Annotated in this window: 13 protein-coding genes, 1 tRNA gene and 3 pseudogenes; 4 read left to right on the top strand and 13 right to left on the bottom strand. The window is 71.4% G+C overall.

Going from position 1 to position 18927, the window contains the following annotated elements; translation table 11 throughout:
* Both TU30_RS04520 and TU30_RS36395 read right to left on the bottom strand, forming a co-directional pair.
* Positions 1-808: IS701 family transposase (locus TU30_RS04520; protein WP_234307776.1), on the bottom strand; the 808-nt coding region annotated here is incomplete at its 3' end.
* 159 nt (positions 809-967) lie between these two features.
* Positions 968-1081, bottom strand: a pseudogene (locus tag TU30_RS36395) (IS630 family transposase); the annotation flags it as partial.
* Positions 1082-2233: 1152 nt separating this feature from the next.
* On the opposite strand from TU30_RS36395, the gene TU30_RS35915 reads away from it, so the two are divergent.
* From TU30_RS35915 to TU30_RS33655, 4 genes and pseudogenes are all read left to right on the top strand, one after another.
* On the top strand, positions 2234-3184 hold the full coding sequence (locus TU30_RS35915; protein ID WP_158719301.1) for a hypothetical protein: 951 nt from the start codon (positions 2234-2236) through the stop codon (positions 3182-3184).
* 85 nt (positions 3185-3269) lie between these two features.
* Complete coding sequence (locus TU30_RS36895; protein WP_234307769.1) at positions 3270-3812, top strand: DUF6461 domain-containing protein; 543 nt, start codon at positions 3270-3272, stop codon at positions 3810-3812.
* A gap of 211 nt (positions 3813-4023) precedes the next feature.
* A complete protein-coding gene (locus tag TU30_RS04505) occupies positions 4024-5112 on the top strand; it encodes an ISAs1 family transposase (protein WP_078878105.1) in 1089 nt (362 codons plus the stop codon).
* Between the two features lie 372 nt (positions 5113-5484).
* Positions 5485-6435, top strand: a pseudogene (locus TU30_RS33655) (DEAD/DEAH box helicase); the annotation flags it as partial.
* Between the two features lie 124 nt (positions 6436-6559).
* On the opposite strand, the gene TU30_RS04495 reads toward TU30_RS33655, so the two are convergent.
* The 11 genes and pseudogenes from TU30_RS04495 to TU30_RS04445 form a co-directional block, all read right to left on the bottom strand.
* A tRNA-Leu gene (locus TU30_RS04495) sits at positions 6560-6644 on the bottom strand.
* 313 nt (positions 6645-6957) lie between these two features.
* On the bottom strand, positions 6958-8199 hold the full coding sequence (locus TU30_RS04490) for a sugar phosphate isomerase/epimerase family protein (RefSeq protein ID WP_078878104.1): 1242 nt from the start codon (positions 8197-8199) through the stop codon (positions 6958-6960).
* Positions 8200-8324: 125 nt separating this feature from the next.
* Complete coding sequence (locus TU30_RS04485; protein ID WP_234307768.1) at positions 8325-9977, bottom strand: nucleotide pyrophosphatase/phosphodiesterase family protein; 1653 nt, start codon at positions 9975-9977, stop codon at positions 8325-8327.
* Positions 9974-11143 carry a metabolite traffic protein EboE gene (gene eboE, locus TU30_RS04480; protein ID WP_042164716.1) on the bottom strand — a complete coding sequence of 390 codons (1170 nt, stop codon included), beginning with the start codon at positions 11141-11143 and terminating at the stop codon, positions 9974-9976. Before eboE ends, TU30_RS04485 begins: the two co-directional genes overlap by 4 nt.
* 3 nt (positions 11144-11146) lie before the next feature.
* Positions 11147-12040 (bottom strand): TatD family hydrolase, encoded by an 894-nt coding sequence (locus tag TU30_RS04475; RefSeq protein ID WP_042164713.1) that lies wholly within the window; start codon positions 12038-12040, stop codon positions 11147-11149.
* Complete coding sequence (locus TU30_RS36890) at positions 12040-12621, bottom strand: EboA domain-containing protein (RefSeq protein ID WP_042164710.1); 582 nt, start codon at positions 12619-12621, stop codon at positions 12040-12042. The genes TU30_RS04475 and TU30_RS36890 overlap by 1 nt, the downstream gene beginning before the upstream one ends.
* Before the next feature lie 129 nt (positions 12622-12750).
* Positions 12751-13659 (bottom strand): annotated as a pseudogene (locus TU30_RS36885) (sugar phosphate isomerase/epimerase family protein); the annotation flags it as partial.
* Positions 13656-14762, bottom strand: coding sequence for an SCO3242 family prenyltransferase (locus TU30_RS04460; protein ID WP_042164707.1), 1107 nt, complete (start codon positions 14760-14762; stop codon positions 13656-13658). The pseudogene TU30_RS36885 and the gene TU30_RS04460, both read right to left, overlap by 4 nt.
* Positions 14759-15934, bottom strand: coding sequence for an inositol-3-phosphate synthase (locus tag TU30_RS04455; protein WP_042164704.1), 1176 nt, complete (start codon positions 15932-15934; stop codon positions 14759-14761). The genes TU30_RS04460 and TU30_RS04455 overlap by 4 nt, the downstream gene beginning before the upstream one ends.
* Before the next feature lie 690 nt (positions 15935-16624).
* Complete coding sequence (locus TU30_RS04450; RefSeq protein WP_042164699.1) at positions 16625-17623, bottom strand: sugar phosphate isomerase/epimerase; 999 nt, start codon at positions 17621-17623, stop codon at positions 16625-16627.
* Positions 17624-17639: 16 nt separating this feature from the next.
* Positions 17640-18857 carry a Gfo/Idh/MocA family protein gene (locus tag TU30_RS04445; protein ID WP_176726319.1) on the bottom strand — a complete coding sequence of 406 codons (1218 nt, stop codon included), beginning with the start codon at positions 18855-18857 and terminating at the stop codon, positions 17640-17642.
* Positions 18858-18927 lie beyond the last annotated feature (70 nt).

The raw sequence follows: 18927 nt of genomic DNA, 5'->3' as shown, positions 1-18927 counted from the left end.
GGACGAGGAGGTGCCGGTGGCCGGGACGCTCGTCGGTGACATGGGCCAGGGCCCAGTCGTAGTGACGGTGGCCCTTGGCTCCGGCTCCTGCGGACAGCTTCTGCCAGGCCCGTTTCGGGATCCGCCGGGCCAGGAGGTCGGCGCGGATCTTTCCGGCAGCGGTGGTGATGTGGTGCCGGCAGGAGACGGCGAGGACGTAGTTCTGGCCGCGTTGCTCCAGGGTGGTCCGCAGGTGGGTGTTGTTGCCGTAGACCTCGTCGCCGGTGACCCAGTCGGCGGTGGTCCCGGCGTCCAGGGCGCGTTCGATCATCCGGGCGGCGAGCTGGGGTTTCGTCGCGAAGGTGTGGGTGTCGGGGATGCCGGCCGAGCGGCAGCGGTCCGGATCGTCGGTCCAGGAGCGGGGGATGTAGAGCTCGCGGTCGATCGCCGTGTGCCCGCGTGGGGCGGAGTAGGCGAGGTAGACGGCGACCTGGCTGTTCTCGATGCGTCCGGCGGTGCCGGTGTACTGGCGCTGGACGCCGACGGTGTGGGTGCCCTTCTTCAGGTCGCCGGTCTCGTCGACGACCAGGACGACGTCGTCGGTGCCGAGGTGATCGGCGACGAAGCCGCGCAGGTCGTCCCGGACTGCGTCGGCGTCCCACTTCGCCCGCGCGAGGAGGTGCTGGAAGCGGTCCGGGGTGGCGTGGCCCGTGTGCTCGGCAAGGGTCCAGCAATTCTTGCGGGGCAGGCCCGCCAGCAGGCCGAGGACGAACTCCCGGGCGTGCCTGCGCGGTTCGACCCGGGCGAACCGGCCGGCGATACCGCCCATCAGGACCTCGAAGGTCTCCCGCCAGCGGGCAGGCTCTATGCTGTGACCCGCGGCCACCAGCTGTTCTTCTGTCTTCACACACCGATGATCACTGGTGGCCGTACGCGTGCCCGCGGCACCCCCTACCAGCAAGATCACGATCTACGGCTGGAGTATTAGTCAGACTGCGGTGCTGAAGGGGCGTCCGCCCCAGCGGATGCCCTTTTCGCTGCGGATGCGGGCGCGTTCCTTGCGTTGGGCGGCGAGTACGTCGGGGTGGCGGGCGTTGGTGCTGCCCCGGCGCACGATCTGCTGCAGCTTCTGTCCCTCCTGGTCGGTCAGTCTGCGTACACGGACAGGCTCAGCCACCGCGCCTCCAGCGATCGGATCGGACGTCACCGCACATCCAACCGTCGCGACCACCAACCCGGCGAACCTTCCCGGCCAGAGCACTAGACAGCGAATCCGCCCCCCGATCCGGTGAAACGCGGAGACGTCCTTCAGGTTGATTCTCCCCGTCACACGATCGACGGGACGGCGGACGGTCTGGACGGCCTGACGACCCGCTGAGGAACGCAGGCCGCCGACCGCACAGACCTTCGGCCTGAGATTCTCCGAGCATCGGCGACCGGTCGCGCATGTCCGGCCTTGGAGCGCCATCTGCTTCCAGGTAAGGGATTTCAGCTGTGTACGGAGCGCTTGCTCATCTCGCGCTCCACGATCACGATGCAGCGGGTGCCTCGTCCGCGCAGGCGTGTGGCGTGGCCGTAGCGGAGTGCGTGGCGTCGCCGCTCACGACGGTGCCGGGCAGGGGTCCAGGGGCCGGAATCGCGTGATCCCGCCGTCGTCCTCCCACCGACGTCCGTCTGCGCGACAACCAGGTCTTGTGAAGGCAATGAATTGTAAACCCCCTGCGACATCATCAGTTCAGTTTCGGTAGCTGTATGCAGCATTGACTGTCCGAAATCAATCGTTGACGCGATGATCGTACCGTGATTGCCTACCACCACCCGAATCACAACCATCCGCTCAAGGAACGGGAAATCGGTGGACAGCAGGCGCAGAATTTAGTTAGCGCTGGCGGTGGCATCAATATTTTTGCTCTTCCCCGTGCAGGCAATGGCCGACAGTCCACTACAGAACAGCGCACCGGCACTCCATTCCCTGGATACGGGTCCGGATGTGGGACCACAAGAAGAAAAGAGGCCGTCGGAGTCTCTTGAGGTGAAACCAGTCGAGGAGTCCTGTACTCCGACGCCTCCGGATTCCCCTGAACGGCACGCGGGAGTCGCGGAGACGTGTACGGCCGTTCTGCCTTCCACATCACAGTCTCCCCGCTCGGCCAAGAAGACCCGCACCTCCGCCGTAGAGGCATTCGGAAGTGTTTGCACCATCACGGATCCGGGATACTGGCATTTCGAAAGGCTGGGCTACCGCCTACGCGAGATGACGGTTGATTTTACTCTTCGCGGTGAGCAACAGCAGGTGCTGGGGACAGCCATCCTCTACGTCAGCTCAAGCGCGACTCGCAACCCTCGTTCAGGTGTGTGGAGCGAAGAGATAATGGTTGAGGCCACTCAGTACACACAACAAGTGAAGAGCCTCAACATTGCGGCCACCATGTCTTGCACCTCGACCTGCAAAGCAACGGATGAGCATCCATGGGATGGTAATTGGACCCTCACCGACGGGCAGACGGCTTTCGGTTCGGTCGCTTATTCCGACGTCCCTTCCGTCGGAGTGGCCGACTCTTCGACCGTCAAGTACAACCTCTACATAACACAGCCGGGAACGATACCGACGCTTCCCAATGTCAACTGGTCGAATCCCCGTGCGGTCCGCTGCGACTCCGCCCTGACCGGAGGCGGCAACACCAGCACCGGCTGCGTACTGCCCAGCATCACGCCCCGGCTGGAACTGCCGGTCAGCCAGTACGGCGCCGCAGCCGTTACGTACGGATGGGCGCAGTGGAATCTCCCGAACAAGTGGGGTCTCTACAGCGGATCCCCGATGACTCGGGCCCTGGACGGCGATGCCAGGAGAAAGTTCACTTGCGAGGAGAAGAGCTCAGTCCCTTTCGTCGCGAAACCTGACGACGTTGCCCTGAAGGACTCGTGTGATGAATTCCCCTTCGCCTCGACCGAGCAAGGGGGGACCGACGGTGGCAAGTGCGCCGAGATCGTACCTCTCTTCGAGGGCGACGGACAATGGAGGGTTTATGAGGCCGACCCTTCCAGACCGGTCACCGGAACAGAGCCCTGTGCACGCGGTCACGTCAATCTTGATCAGAACAAGCTGGCCGGCACCGCGTACAGCAATCTCATACAGAACATGCGTCTGATCGAGAAGGATCCTTTCTACCTCACCGTGCCGGACTACTTCGACGCAGTGGAGTAGCAGTCCCAGTGCACTCTCGTTCATTCAGGGAGATCCATCCGTGAATGAACGAGAGCGGATGTGACGACACTCCCCGGGAGACCGAATGCCCAATCCCTGGCAATGGGAGAAAGCGGAGCAATTCTGCTTGAGCCTTTCCCTTGACAGAACCCCGGAAGAAATAATCGACATCTACGGAGCTGACGTTGAAAAGGCCCGCCGGCTACCTCTGAATACAGCTCCCAGCTCACCCGCCCAGGGCGTTACACTGCGGGCGGGATCACTGGGAAGATGGGCTTTCTGTATGGAGTTCGACAACCCGATCGGCTGCACGGAAAGAATCATGCGCGACCTGTCAGAGCGTACCGAATCGATCACCCTTCTCCGGACAGCGAAAGCACTGAAGACGTTCCACTATGCCGCGAACGGGAAAGTTCACGAATGGTTCGAGCCAGGATATCCACCCAGCGTTCGAGGCCGGAGTCGGTACAACTTCGCACGCAAAGTCCATGCTCTCACCTCGGCAGGTGCGGATACGATCACGGCGTGCTCGCAGGTCATCTCTCTGCACATCGGACAGGAACTCACCACGGAAACCCTTGAAGCAGGGTCTTTGAGAAGTGGCGAAGTGGGCTGGTTCGCCTACTGAGTTCCGGATGTAACGGCTTGTCGACTTCTGTCGGAGGCGACCCTGGACGCAGAACAGGCATGGCCGCTGGTGATCATGTGGGTGTCGAGTCCGTATGAGCACCGAGCGAGTCCATGCCTGCGAACCCATCTTCCCGCATGCCGTCATGCCTCCAGCGACTGGGGGACGCCTCCGGCTCAATCCCGCTGGAGACAGCCGCTGACCTGGGGAGATTCCTGACCCGCGGGCCCGTCGTGGCATCCGCCATCCCTGGCCGGCCCTGCTTACCGCTTCGGCCGCCGCCGTTCTGGCCGGCGCCGCCTCGGTCACGGCGATCGGCGAGTGGATCGCTGACGCGCCGCAGCGCGTCCTGGCCCTGCTCGGGTTCCGCCCCGACCCACTGACCGGACTGATTCGCCCGCCCCATGCCACCACCGTCCGCCTCGTCCTCGCCGTAGCAGACGGCGACGCTCTCGACCGTGCCATCGGCGACTTCCTACAGGAACGCAAGGCCCCGGCCCCGGCCCCGGCCCCGTCCTCGGAACGGAAGGCGATCGCTGTCGACGGGAAAACACTCCGCGGCACCCGGACCGCCAACCGGGCCGCCACCGCTTTGATCGCCGCGATGACCCACAACGGCGAGGTCCTCGCGCAACGGCAGATCGACGGGAAGAGCAACGAGATCCCGGCTTTCGCCCCGCTCCTGGACGGCATCGACCTGACCGGCGCCGTCATCACCGCCGACGCCCTGCACACCCAGCACGACCACGCCGCTTACCTGCACGAACGCGGGGCTCACTACCTGGCCGTCGTCAAACGGAACCATCCCGGACTGCACGAGCGCATCCGCGGCCTGCCCTGGCGCGACATCCGCCTGGACCACGTCGAACGCGCCCGGGCCCATCACCGCGACGAGATCCGCCGCCTGAAGACCGCCGCCTTCGCCCACATCGACCACCCACACGCCCGACAGGCCCTCCAAGTCGTTCGCCGGAGACGCGATCTGGGCACAGGCAAGCTGACGATCGAGCGGATCTACCTGGTCACGAGTCTGCCGCCCGGCGCGGCCGACGGCAGCGAACTCGCCGCCTGGATCCGCGGCCACTGGCGCATCGAGAACCAGCTCCACCACGTCCGCGACCGCACCTTCCACGAGGACGCCTCGCACATCCGCACCCGCCACCTGCCCCGCGTCATGGCCGGCCTGCGCAACCTCGCCATCGGCGTCCACCGCCAGGACGGCCACACCAACATCGCAGCCGCCCTTCGCCACACCGCCCGCGACCACCTACGGCCCCTCACCGCCCTCGGCCTCACATGACAAACCAGGACACAAGATCACTTCTCAAAGACCCTGACCCTTGAAGGCCCCCTGCTGTCCGCGGTTGTCGCCGAGATCGACCGAGCCGGCCTGGATCACCCGGATCCTCTTCTGCGGTATCCGTCATCTCCCCTGAGGAGTTCCGGTCACCTGGGGCGACGGCTGTAGCAGGTGGGTGGCGCTATCCGGGCTTCGACCTCATGACGCCTCTTCGTCACCCAGCGGGGCGGCCGGCCTCCGGGATTCGACCAGGTGGGTGTCGTCGTCCGAGGCGGGCGTTACTTTGGATGCTGATCGTCACAGTGCCTTCGCCTCCTGTCACGGCGCGGCGCGCCCGGCAGTCGCGGTAACCGTCCTGTCCGAAAGGTCCTCGTGAAGCCCACCCCGGCCGCCGCGCAGCTCCGCGGCAGTCTGACGCAGTACCTCACGACGACGTACGCGCTGGCCGACGAGGACACCCGGCTCGCGCTGGAGCGATTCCTCGGGGATCCGGAGACGGGCATCTTCCGGGGCCGTACCTGCGGATCAGGACGCCGTTCCATCCCGCCGACGACGGGTGGGCGGTCGGCGCTGGAGTGGCAGCCGTCGTTCACTGCGTGGCGGCACCGGGCGAAGGCGTGGGAGCAGCTGAGCACGTACAAGGGTGCGGCCGGGCCGACGCTCGTGACGACCGGCACCGGGTCCGGCAAGACCGAGTCGTTCCTGATCCCCGTCCTCGACCACTGCCGGCGGCAGAAGGCGCTGGGCCGGCGCGGGGTGAAGGCCGTGCTGCTGTACCCGATGAACGCGCTCGCCACCGACCAGGCCGGCCGGATCGGCGACTACCTCGCGCAGCCGGAGCTGGCGCAGGTGACGGCCGGTCTCTCCATCGGCGACAAGCCGGACACGGACTTCCGTCGGGTGATGACGCGGCGCGAGGAGATGCGCCAGTCGCCGCCGGACGTGCTGATCACCAACTACAAGATGCTGGACCTGCTGCTGCAGCGGGCCGAGGACCGCCCGCTGTGGGAGAGGGCGGCCCCGGCGTGCGTCGTCCTGGACGAGTTCCACACCTACGACGGCGCTCAGGGCACCGACGTGGCGATGCTGCTGCGGCGGCTGGCGTCCGCCGTGGGCGCCTCGAAGCCGGAGCGGCCGCTCGGGTCGATCTGCCCGGTGGCGACCTCGGCGACCCTCGGTGAGGGCGGGGGCGACGGCAGCGGCATCCTCGCCGTCGCCGAGCAGGTGTTCGGTGTGCCGTTCGGTGCGGACGCGGTGACCGGTGAGGAGCGGCTCAGCGCCGACGACTTCGTCGGCGGCATCAACTACGAGCGGGTGGGTCCGGCGAGTGGTGCAACTCGCCGAACACCCCCTCCAAGAGATCACGCATCACCCTCGGTAACGCAAAAGCAATCGATGGCCTCTACCGAAACGGTAGAGGCCATCGATTGCCTACTGTTGAGCGATGTGTCCGAGGGGGGACTTGAACCCCCACGCCCGATAAAGGGCACTAGCACCTCAAGCTAGCGCGTCTGCCATTCCGCCACCCGGACCAGGTGTACGCCGCCCTGTCAGGGGTGATCCCTGCGGCGACGTGGACAACCATACCAAGGTTTCGCAGCGCCTTTCACCTGCGTTTCCGTGCCTCCGGACGCGGGGCCGGACCGCGGCGGGACCGGCCCTCCCGCCCTCGTCACGGCGTGGGCCGGCACTCCGGGAAACCGCCCGGCAGCCACTCCCCCGCCGGGCCCCGGGGCACGGCGCGGCGGATCCCGGTACGAGGGCTTCGTCCGCACGGGCCGGGCGGTCCCACCCACGGTTCTGCGGGTGGGACCGCCCGGTCCGTGTTCCCGGCCCTGTCCCCGGTCAGCAGCGCCGCTTGCGCAGGGCCGCCAGGTTGTCGTAGCTGATCTTGGCCTCGCGCAGCGACTGCGCGGGGTCGGTGGCGCTCGGGGCGGTGTCGTCCTCGACCATCGGGTTGTGGTGGTTCCGCTGCCCGACCCGGGAGAAGAACGTGGTGTAGTCGATGACGCCGGTTCCGAAGGGCACCATCTCGTAGCCCATGCCGTTGGTCGTGCTGACGACGCCGTCCTTGGCGTGGAACAGCGGGTAGCGCTTGTTGTTGCGGGCGACCAGGCCGGCCGGGTCGAAGACCTTCTTCCGCGTGGAGCCGTCGTGGGCGGTGTACGTGTGGAACTTGTACTGGGCGACATGCGCCCAGAAGATGTCCATCTCCAGCCAGACGGCCTGGGGGTCGGTGACCTCGAGGAAGTACTCCAGCTTCCGGATGCCCGAACTGCGGGTCGGCCGGCCCTGGTCGTCCAGGGGGCCGCCGTCGAGCAGGAAGCCGTAGGCGCCGTCGTGGTTGTGGGTGTAGAGCTTGATGCCCTCGCGGCGGGCGACCGCGCCGAGCGCGTTCCACTTGTCGGCGGCCACGTCCCAGTCGGCGCGGTGGGAGCTGCCGGTGGGGTCGCCGCCGGTGCCCATGTGGTCCAGGCCGAGGATGTTGGCGATCTCGAGGTGCTTCTTGAAGGTGTCCAGGTCGGCTGTGGTCAGCGGCCAGGAGGACGGGATGAAGCCGTGGTTGCCCTGGGCGCGCAGGCCGTAGTCGTCGAGCCAGGAGCGCAGCAGCCTGGCGCCCGCGACGGATTCCAGACCGGCGCCGCCGGGCGCGTTCGCGTGCTGGTGGTAGCCGGCGAACTCCACCTGGCGGTAGCCGTGGCGGGCCAGCTGCTGGAACACCTCGCGGAAGCCCGAGGGCAGGTCGGTGGACAGGGGGTCGCGGCCGGTGGCGTCGCGGACGGTGTAGAGGATGATGCCGCGCTTGTGCGGCGGGACGAGTGTCCGCCCGCGGTGGTCAGGGCCGTGCCCGTGCCCGTGGTCGTGGTCGTGGTCTCTGCCGCGGTCCTGGGCCAGGGCGGGGGCGGCGCCGAAGACGGGGGCCGCGACGGCTCCGGCGGCCACGGCGGTGCAGGTGCTGAGGAAACGGCGCCGGCGCACGCCCAGGGAGCGGCGCAGCGCCTCGTCCGGGGCGTCGGCGGCCGGGATGGGGGTGGGGGTGGGGGTGGGGGTGGCCTCGGTGCGGGAGGGGTCGGAGTGCGAGGTCACGGGGGCCTGCCTTCTGGGTCGTGGCCGGTTCCGGTGCCGCCCGGACCGGCCGTTGATGTCAGTGCCGTGTGTTTCACTCTCGGTAGCTGGATGCCGGCTCTCGTCGGGGCGTGCGTGGTGGTGCGTCAGCCGAGTCCGGCGAGGTGGAGCAGGAGTTGCTTGACATCGGTGGCCGCGACGCGGTCTCCGACGACACGGGGGGTGGAGCAGATGAGGAGCGGACCGTCGTCGTCGCTCGCCGGGAGGCGGCCGTGGCTGCCCCGAACAGGCGACGGGTCGAGGGGCACGACCGCCATCCGGTAGCGCATGCCGAGTTTCTTGCGCGCCAGTGCGGTGGCCGCCTTCACCTTGACGTACGGGTCGAGGGGGTCCATGAAGAGCTCGACCGGGTCGTAGCCGGGTTTGCGGTGGATCTCGACGAGCTGTGCGAAGTCGGGCGCGCGGTCGTCGTCGAGCCAGTAGTAGTAGGTGAACCAGGCGTCGGGTTCGGCTACGGCGACCAGTTCGCCGGCGCGCGGGTGGTCGAGGTGGTGGGCCTTCTTGCCCTCGTCGTCGAGGAGTCGGTCGATGCCGGGCAGTCCTTCGAGGGCTGCCCGGGTGGCGTCGAGGTCCTCGGGGCGGCGCACGTAGACGTGGGCGATCTGGTGGTCGGCGACGGCGAAGGCCCGCGAGGCCATCGGGTCGAGGTACTCCATGCCGTCCTGCGTGTGCACCTCCAGCAGACCCGCGCGGCGCAGGGCGCGGTTGATGTCCACGGTCCGGTGCACGCGGGTGATGCCGTACTCGGACAGGGCGACGACGGTACGGCCCTCGGCGCGGGCGTCGTCGAGCAGCGGGGCCAGGGCGGCGTCCAGGTCTGCGGCCGCTTTCAGGGAGCGCGGGTCGTCGGGGCCGAAGCGCTGCAGGTCGTAGTCGAGGTGGGGGAGGTAGCAGAGCGTCAGGTCGGGGTGGCGGGTGCGGTTGATGTGGCGGGTCGCGTCGATGATCCACTGGCTGGAGACCAGGTCCGCGCCGGGGCCCCAGAAGTGGAAGAGCGGGAAGGTGCCGAGTTCGGCGGTGAGTTCGTCGTGCAGGGCCGGGGGCCGGGTGTAGCAGTCGGGTTCCTTGCGTCCGTCGGCGTGGTAGACCGGGCGGGGGGTGACGGTGATGTCGGTGTCCGCCCCCATGGCGTACCACCAGCAGATGTTGGCGACGGTGTAGCCGGGGTGCGCGCGGCGGGCCGCGTCCCAGAGCTTGTCCCCGGCGACGAGACCGTTGTGCTGGCGCCACAGCAGGACGTCGCCGAGTTCGCGGAAGTACCAGCCGTTGCCGACGATGCCGTGTTCGGAAGGGAGGCTGCCGGTGAGGAAGGTGGACTGGGCGGCGCAGGTGACGGCGGGCAGCACGGTGGAGAGCGGGGCGCGGGAGCCGGACTGGCCGAGCCTCTTGAGGTGGGGCATGTGGTCGAGGAGACGGGGGGTGAGGCCCACGACGTCGAGGACGAGGAGGGGGGTGGGGCCGGTGGCCGCGGGTTCCTGGACGCGTGCTGGGACGGGTTCCGGGGCGGATGCCGTGACGGGTTCCGGGGCGGGTTCCGCGACGGACGCCGGGGCGGATGCCGAGGCGGAACCCGCGACGGACGCCGGGACGGGTTCGGCGACGGAACCCGAGGCGGATGCCGGGACGGACCCCGCGACGGACCCCGGGGCGGATGCCGCGACGGAACCCGAGGCGGATGCCGAGGCGGGTTCGGCGGTGGGGTCCGCGTGGTCGGCGTCGGCCGCACGGTCTGTGGTCATGGGAGTTCCTTCAGGCCGAGGTCCGACAGCAGGTCGCGGGCGAGGGCGAGTTCGGCGGCGATGCCGTCGGCGAGCTGGGCGCGGCCCCTGGGCCGCAGCTCGGGTGGGAGGGCCTGCCAGGTGTAGGTCTCGACCTCCAGGTGGCGGGTGAGCGGCTGCGGGCCGCCGACGAGCTTGGTCAGGGCGGTCTTCAGTACGGGCAGCGTGGAGGTGAGGGGTGCGGCGGGGGCCGCGTGCAGCGGGACGTGGAAGTGGGCGCGCCAGGGCGCCCCCTCGGGCAGGGCGTCGCCGGCCAGGGCCTCGTCGAGGTCGTCGGTGCCGCGCAGTCCGGCGGCGGTGGACGTGCGGGTCTGGTGCAGGAAGCGGGGCTCGGCGAAGGCGCGCAGGGCCTCGCGGACCTCGGGCAGGTGGGGCTGCTCGGCGTGCAGGGCGGCCGAGAGCTGGGACTTGACCACGGGGACGTTGGCCCGGGTGAGGTCGTCCAGGGCGGTGTCCGGGTCTTCGAAGGAGGTGGCGAGGTGGCAGGTGTCGACGCAGACGCCGATGCGGTCGTGGCCGATCGCGGTGAGCGGTGCGATGGCGTCGTGGGTGGTTTCGACGACGCAGCCGGGTTCCGGTTCCAGGGCGATGCGGAGGGAGCGTCCGGTCAGTTCCTGGAGTGCGTCGAGGCGTTCGGCGAGGGTGCGCAGGGCGGTGCGGGAGGCTTCGGCGTGCCGCGCGTCGTGGACGGTGCGCCAGGCCAGCGGCAGGGTGGAGATGCTGCCGTCGGGGACGTCGTCGGGGAGCAGTCCGGCGAGGAGGCGGGCCAGGGAGGTGGTGTACTCCAGACGCTCGGGGTCGGCCCAGTCCGGTGTGTAGACGCGGTACTTGACCTCCTCGGCGCCGAATCCCTCGTAGGGGAAGCCGTTGAGGGTGACGACCTCGAGTCCGCGCCGGTCGAGTTCGCAGCGCAGGCCGCGCAGGGCGGACGGGTCGGTGACGAGGGCGCGCGCGGCGTCCTTGGCGAGCCACAGGCCGATGCCGAGCCGGTCACGGCCGAGCCGTCGGCGGACGGGTTCGCAGTGGTCCCTCAGCTGGGCGAGGACACCGTCGAGGGTCTCGGCGGGGTGGACGTTGGTGCAGTAGGCGAGGTGGACGGTGGACCCGTCGGGGTGGCGGAAGCGCATGGCTCACGCCCCCGCGGCGGCGACGCCGGCCGTCCGCGGGAACTCGTCCCTCGGTACGCCGCGCTGGATGGAGTTGCCCTCGTGGGTGGTCTCGGGGGCGGTGACGTCGAGGGTGAGCCGGCCGCCGAGTCCGTAGAAGGCGACGGGGTTGCGCCACAGGACGCGGTCGACGTCGTCCTCGGTGAAGCCCTCGGCGAGCATCAGGTCGGCGACCTTGCGGGTCTTGAGCGGATCGCTCCTTCCCCAGTCGGCGGCGGAGTTCACCAGGATTCGCTCGGGGCCGTGGGCGCGCAGGATCGCGACCATCCGTTCCTCGTCCATCTTGGTGTCGGGGTAGACGGAGAAGCCGAGCCAGCAGCCGCTGTCCTTGGCCTCCTTGACGGTGGTCTCGTTGAGGTGGTCGACCAGGACGTGGTCCACGGGCAGCGCGGACTCCCGGACGACGTCGAGGGTGCGGCGCAGTCCGGCGAGCTTGTCGCGGTGCGGGGTGTGCACCAGGGCGGGCAGGCCGTGGTCGGCGGCGAGCTGGAGCTGGGCGGCGAGCGCGGTGTCCTCGGCGGGTGTCATGGAGTCGTAACCGATCTCGCCGACGGCCACGACGTTGTCCTTGACGAGGTACCGGGGCAGCAGGTCGAGGACGGGGGTGCAGCGCGGGTCGTTCGCCTCCTTGGGGTTGAGGGCGATGGTGCAGTGGTGGGCGATGCCGTACTGGGCGGCGCGGAAGGGTTCCCAGCCGAGGAGGGAGTCGAAGTAGTCGGTGAAGGAGGCCGGCGAGGTGCGGGGCTGGCCGAGCCAGAAGGCGGGCTCGACGACCGCGCGGACGCCCGCCCCGTACATGGCCTCGTAGTCGTCGGTGGTCCGCGACGTCATGTGGATGTGGGGGTCGAAGAGGCGCATCAGGACTCCTTGCCGTGGGGGTCGTCCGTGGTGTGACTCGGGGTGGAGGAGGCGGAGTCGGCTGCGGGGGCGGGCTCCGCCGGGTCCGGCTGCGGGTCCGGGTCCGGGGCCAGGGCCAGGGTCCGTACGCGGTGGAGGTCCTCCGGGACGGGGCGGCCGGCGGCGGTGCGCTCGTCGGCGTAGTCGCCGAGCATGCGGGCGAGTTCGCCGTCGCCGCGGGCCCGCCGGGCCAGGTCCGCCACCCGGTCCAGGGTGACGCCGGTGAACAGGCACTTCAGGACGGCGTGCCGCCAGGCGTGGGCGTCGAGGTGCCGGGCGCAGTAGGGGCCGACGGCGGCGGCGACGAGCCGGGTGTCGTTGGTGCGCAGGGCGTCCTCGACGAGCGGGCGGGCCTCGGGGCCGGGCACGAGGTGGGGCAGGGCGTGCAGGACCGCCCGGCGTTCGTCGGCGGTGCCCTGGTGGTAGACCCGGGCCAGCGCCTCGGCGTCGGCCCGGGCCGCGTGCAGGATCAGGACGCGGGCGGCGTCGGCGTGGGCGGCACCGCAGCGCCGGCCGGCCTCGGCCAGGCGCAGTTCCCACACGGAGATGGGGCCGTGGGCGCCGGGGTGGGCGGCGGCCGCGTCGAGGGCCTGGTCCAGCCAGGCGCGGGCGGCTCCGTCGAGACGGGCGGTGAGGAGGCGGTGCAGTTCGGTGGTCGGGAGGGCGGCAGGGGTGGCGGGGGCGGAGGTGGTCGCCGCGGTGCGGGCCGCGGTGTGGAGGAACGGGAGGGAGTGGGCGGCGAAGTGGGGGCCCGCGTGGGAGTGGCGGGGCAGTTCGACGACGGTCAGGCCCTGGTATCCGGTGGCGGCGAGGGCCGCGAGGACGGGCGGGAAGTCGATCTCGCCGTCCCCGAAGGGCAGGTGTTCGTGGACGCCGCGGCGCATGTCCTCGATCTGGACGTGGCGCAGCCAGGGGGCGGCGGCGCGGACGCAGTCCGCGGGTGGGAGGGGCTCGAGGCACTGGCAGTGGCCGATGTCCAGGGTGAGGCCCAGGGGTTCGGGGTCCCCGAGGGCGCGGCGCAGGCGGTGGAAGTCGGCGAGGGTGGCGAGGAGGTGACCGGGTTCCGGTTCGACGGCGAGGGGGACGCCCGCGGAGGTGGCGGCGTCCAGGACGGGGGTGAGCGCCTCGGCCAGGCGCTTCCACGCGGTGTCCTCGTCCGTGCCCACGGGGGCGGTGCCGCTGAAGCAGTGCAGGGCGTGCGCGCCGAGGTCGGCGGCGACCTGGACGGCCCGGACGAGCAGGTCCACGCGGCGGGCGCGGTCGTCCGGGTCGGGGTCCAGGAGCGAGGGGCCGTGTTTGCGGCGCGGGTCCAGCACGTAGCGGGCGCCGGTCTCGACGGTGACGCCCAGGCCGAGGTCGTCCAGGCGCCGGGCGACCCGGCGGGTGCGGGCGGCGAGGTCCGGAGCGAGCGGGTCGAGGTGCATGTGGTCGAGGGTGAGCCCGACACCGTCGTAGCCGAGGTCGGCGAGCAGGGCGAGGGCGTCGTCGAGACGGAGGTCGGCGAGGCCGTTGGTGCCGTAGCCGAAGCGGAGGGGGAGGGGGAGGGGGAGCGGAGGGGCGCCGTCCGGGGTGCGGTTCACGTGATGCTCACCTTCCTCATGCCGGACCTCCTCGCGAACATCCGGCCGGCCGGGGCCAGGGCCGCGACGAGCAGGGCGGTGCCGGCCGAGCCGGAGCGGGCGGCGAGCGCGGCCTGGAGCGGGATCGTGGCCCGGATGCCGCCGCCGACGGCGCGTTGGGTGAGCGGGGGCGAGGGGTTGAGTGCGGCGTGGAAGTAGGGCCGGGCGGCCGTGGCGGCGTAGGCGGCGCCCAGGGCGGTGGCAAGGACGCCGGTGGCGCGGGGTGGGCGCCCGGCCGGGCCGGGGCCCGGCAGGCCGGGGGCGGCTGCTGCCCGCCGGCCTGCCGGGAGTCGGGTGCGGCGGTGGGTGACCAGCCGGGTCAGCGCCCCCGTCGTCGCGAGGGCGGCCAGCGGGGTCAGGACCGAGCCGCCGGTGGTCTCCCGGCGGGAGACGGCCGTGACCACGAGGGTGTGGGTGCCGAGCAGCGCGGCCGAGGGCAGCGCCGTCCGGATGCCGCCGCCGGCGGTGGCCGCGCCCAGGAGCAGGTCCAGTGCGCGGGCGGCGGCCATGGCCGCGGGACCGGCGGGTGTGTGCTTCAGCGCGAGGTCGTAGGCCCAGACGGTCGCCGTCAGGGGTGCGGCCACCGCGAGGGCGGGGCGTCCCGCAGCGGCGGCGAGCGCCAGTCCGGCGCCGGTGAGGGCACCGGCGGCGGTGAGGGCGGCGGCCGGACGGATGCGGCCGGACGGAAGCGGGCGGTGCGGGCGTTCCGCAGCGTCCTCGGTGCGGTCCGCCCAGTCGTTCAGGGCCATGCCGGCCTCGTACAGGCACAGAGAGGATCCGATGGCGAGCAGAGTGCGGGGGCCGGGGCGCGAGTCGGACGCCGCCGCACCGGCCAGGGCGTCGCCGGGGACGGTGAACAGCGCGGGCAGGCGCAGCAGTTCGGCCCAGGCGCCCGCGCGGGCGGTGCGGGTGCGGGTGCGGGAGGCGCGGGGCGCGGGGCCGGGGAGGGGAGTGGCGGCGCCCCTGGGTACCGCCCCGGGTGCCGCCCCGGGTGCCGGGTCGTCCGCCGCCGTCGGCCCGGCCGGAGTGGGTGTGTCCTGCGCCGGGGCGCCCGTGCGGCTCACCGCTGCGCCCCGCGGTCGCCGGCGTCGTCCCGTAGCCGCCCGGCGAAGCGCCTGAGCTCCGCGTACTGTTCGGCCAGCGAGGACGGGCCGTCCCCCACCGGGTCCTTGAAGTAGAAGCCCAGTTCGCCCAGCGGGCCGGACAGGCCCCTCTCCCGGGCGCGGGCGACCAGCCGGGCCAGGTCGAGGACGAGGGGCGCGGCGAGCGCCGAGTCGCAGCCCTGCCAGGTGGTCTGCAGGACCATGCGGGCGCCGAGGAAGCCGTCGAAGGCGATGTGGTCCCAGGCTGTCTTCCAGTCGCCGAGCGCGGGTACGTCGTCGATGTGGACCTCGCCCTCGGGGGTGGTGCCGAGGGTGTCGGCGAGGACGCGTTCCTTGCCGGCGTTCTTGGCGGCGGCGGCCGCGGGGTCGGCGAGGGCGGCACCGTCGCCGCCGCCCAGGAGGTTGGTGCCGGACCAGGCGCGCACGGCGAGGGCGCGCTGCAGGAACATCGGGCCGAGTACGGAGCGCAGCAGGGTCTGCCCGGTCTTGCCGTCGCGGCCCGTGTGGGGGACGGAGGCCGTCGCGGCCTGCCCGGCCAGCGCCGGGTGGTGCAGGCCTGCGGAGGGGGTGAAGTTGACGTAGGGGAAGCCGGCGCGCAGGGCGGCCGCCGCGTAGAGGGAACTCGGTGGCAGGGAGCCGTCGGTGGGGGCGGGCTCGGTGGAGGCGACGTTCACCACGACGGCGCCCGTGAGGCCCTGGCGGTGCGCGAAGTCGCGCATGTCGGCCGCGAACACGTCGATCAGTTCGTCGTCGTGGCGGCCCGAGCCGTCGTCGGTGTCGCCGGGCAGGGGGCCGCCGGGCCTGATCTCCCGGTCGGCGGCGACGAGTTCGGCGTGCACGGCGGAGGGCAGGCCGTGCGGCAGGACGCCGCCGGCGACGAGGTGTTCGGCACGTTTGGGCAGCGGGCAGTCGACGGTGTCGTGGCCGCCGAAGACGAGGGACGACAGTGGCGGCAGGCCGCACGAGGTGAAGTCGGGGGTCTCGGTGACCATGCCGGTGGGTGGGCGGAGTCCGGCGGTGACGGCGGCGCAGCCCGCGATCGCGGTGGTGGCCACGGATCCGCGCGCCCCGATGAACCAGACGCCGAAGCGGGGAGCCGGGGAGGGGGTGGGGAGGGACGGTTCGGCGGACATGGGCAGCCTCCTTGTCGTACGCGAACCGGGTGCGGGTGCCGGAGGGGGACGAGCGGGGTGCCGGGCACGGGGCCCGGCGGGGGCGGCGGGCGGAGGTCCGGCGTCCTCCGCCCGCCGCCGTTCCGGTCACCCCTGGGAGGGGAGTTCCTTCAGCCGGATGTCGCGGAAGGAGACCTGGTCGTCGGCGCCGTGGTTCTGGAGGCCGATGTGGCCGTCGGTCAGGCTCCGCTCGGGGTCCTTGTTGGTGAAGCGGTACCTGCTGGAACCGCCCCTCGGCGGCTGCCGGTTCGGCGTGTTCCGGATGCCCGGGGTGGGCGCCGGCGACGGTCGCCGGGGTCCCTGCTGCCAGCATCAGGCCGGTGAGCAGGGCGAGGGCGGTGCGGAGTCCTGGACGCCTCGTGGGGGCGGGTACGAGTCTGCTTCTGTGCACGAAGTCCCTCCGGGAACGGGGTGGGGCCGTACGGAACGGGTGCGGGGACGTGCGGTGCGGGCGCCGGGGTGCGCCGTCACCCCGGAGGCGTGGATGTCATGAGCACTTCAGGGACGGTAACCGCGTTCATCCGGGGCGAACACCCCTTGGGACGGGACTGGCCGAGCTTTTCCCCACCCTGGGACAAAGCGGGATCCGGGCAGGCCGGGGCCGGGGGCCGGCGGACGTTCCGGCCCCCGGCCTGCCGTCGGGCGTGCGGTTCAGCTGGTGAACGCCGCGTCGAAGGAGGCCGACGGCGGGTCGAAGTCGTACGCCTTGAGCCGGGTCAGCGCCTCGGGGGCGCCCTGGAGCCGGTCCATGCCGGCGTCCTCCCATTCGACGGAGACGGGGCCCCGGTAGCCGATGGAACGCAGCATGCGGAAGACGTCCTCCCAGGGGACGTCCCCGTGGCCGGCGGAGACGAAGTCCCAGCCGCGCCGGGGGTCGCCCCAGGGCAGGTGGGAGCCGAGGCGGCCGTTGCGGCCGTCGAGGCGGGTGCGGGCCTCCTTGCAGTCGACGTGGTAGATCCGGTCGCGGAAGTCCCACAGGAAGCCGACCGGGTCGAGGTCCTGCCACACGAAGTGGGAGGGGTCGAAGTTGAGCCCGAAGGCCGGCCGCCGGCCGACCGCGTCCAGGGTGCGGACGGTGGTCCAGTAGTCGTAGGCGATCTCGCCGGGGTGGACCTCGTGTGCGAACCGCACGCCCTCGGCGTCGAAGACGTCCAGGATCGGGTTCCAGCGCGTCGCGAAGTCCTCGTAGCCGCGGTCGACCATCGACTCGGGCGCGGGCGGGAACATGGCCACCAGGTGCCAGATCGCCGATCCGGTGAACCCGATGACGGTGTCGACGCCGAGGAGGGCCGCGGCGCGCGCGGTGTCCTTGATCTCGGCCGCGGCCCGCTGCCGTACGCCCTCGGCCTCGCCGTCGCCCCAGATCCTGGCGGGCAGGACGGCCTGGTGGCGTTCGTCGATGATGGCGTCGCAGACCGCCTGGCCGACCAGGTGGTTGGAGACCGCCCGGACCTCGAGGCCGTACGTGTCGAGCAACTGACGCCGGGAGTCCACGTAGGACGGGTCGGCGAGTGCCTTGTCGACCTCGAAGTGGTCTCCCCAGCAGGCGAGTTCGAGTCCGTCGTAGCCGAAGTCGCGGGCGAGCCGGCAGACCTCCTCGAGGGGCAGGTCCGCCCACTGGCCGGTGAACAGCGTGAAGGTGCGGGGCATGCGTGTCTGCCTTTCCTCAGGCGGCGATCGGTGTGTAGACGGAGTTCTTCGCGGCGCTCTCCTCCACGGCCGCCAGGACGCGCTGCACCTGCAGCCCGTCGGCGAAGGAGGGTTCGGGGGTGCGGCCCTCGGCGACGGCGTGGACCAGGTCGCGGGCCTGGTGCACGAAGGTGTGCTCGTAGCCGAGGCCGTGGCCCGGCGGCCACCAGGCGTCCAGGTAGGGGTGGTCGGGTTCGGTGACCAGGATGCGGCGGAAACCCGCGTGGGCGGCGGGCTCGGTGCCGTCGTGGTAGGAGAGTTCGTTGAGCCGCTCCAGGTCGAAGGCGAGCGATCCCCGCTCACCGTTGAGTTCGATGCGCAGCGCGTTCTTCCGTCCGGTGGCGTACCGGGTGGCCTCGAAGGAGGCGAGGGCGCCGGAGGTGAAGCGGCCGGTGAACAGGGCGGCGTCGTCCACGGTGACCTCGCCGGTGCCGGCGCTGTCGACGGCGGCCGGACCGCCGGCGGGCGCGGCGGGCAGCGGCCGCTGCCGGACGAACGTCTCGGTGAGCGCGGAGACGCCCGCCAGCCGCTCCCCCGCCAGGTACTGGGCGAGGTCGACGATGTGCGCGCCGAGATCGCCGAGCGAGCCGGAGCCGGCCTGCTCCCGGCGCAGGCGCCAGGTCAGCGGGAACGCGGGGTCCACCAGCCAGTCCTGAAGGTACGACACCCGTACGTGCCGCAGGGTGCCGATGCGGTCCTCGGCCACCATCCGCCGGGCCAGCGCGGTCGCGGGGACCCGGCGGTAGTTGAAGCCGACCATCGCCAGCCTGCCCTGCCGCCGGGCCCGTCCGGCGGCGTCGGCCATCGCCTCGGCCTCGGCGACGCTGTTGGCGAGGGGTTTCTCGCACAGGACGTGCTTGCCCGCGGCGAGGGCGGCCAGGGCGATCTCGGCGTGGCTGTCGCCGGGGGTGCAGATGTCGACGAGGTCGATGTCGTCCCGTTCGACCAGGGCGCGCCAGTCGGTCTCGGTGTCCGCCCAGCCGTGGCGGTCGGCCGCCGCACGCACCGCGGTGGCGTCCCGGCCGCAGATGACGGCCAGTTCGGGGCTCAGCGGCAGGTCGAACACGCGGCCCGCGGTGCGCCAGCCCTGGGAGTGGGCGGCGCCCATGAAGGCGTAGCCGACCATGCCGACGCGCAGTGGCGGCTTTCCCGTCCCTGCGCCGTCTGCCCCGTCTGACTGCTGCGGCTGTGCCATACGGATGTCCTCCTCGTCGTCGTGGCGGGCGGGGGTGGGCCCCGCCCGGTGGGCTGGTCAGGCCCGTGGG

The sequence above is a fragment of the Streptomyces sp. NBRC 110035 genome, from assembly GCF_000829695.1.
GTDB lineage: Bacteria > Actinomycetota > Actinomycetes > Streptomycetales > Streptomycetaceae > Streptomyces.
Note: the sequence above shows the minus strand (reverse complement) of the source record. Positions and strands in the feature narration are given on the sequence as shown.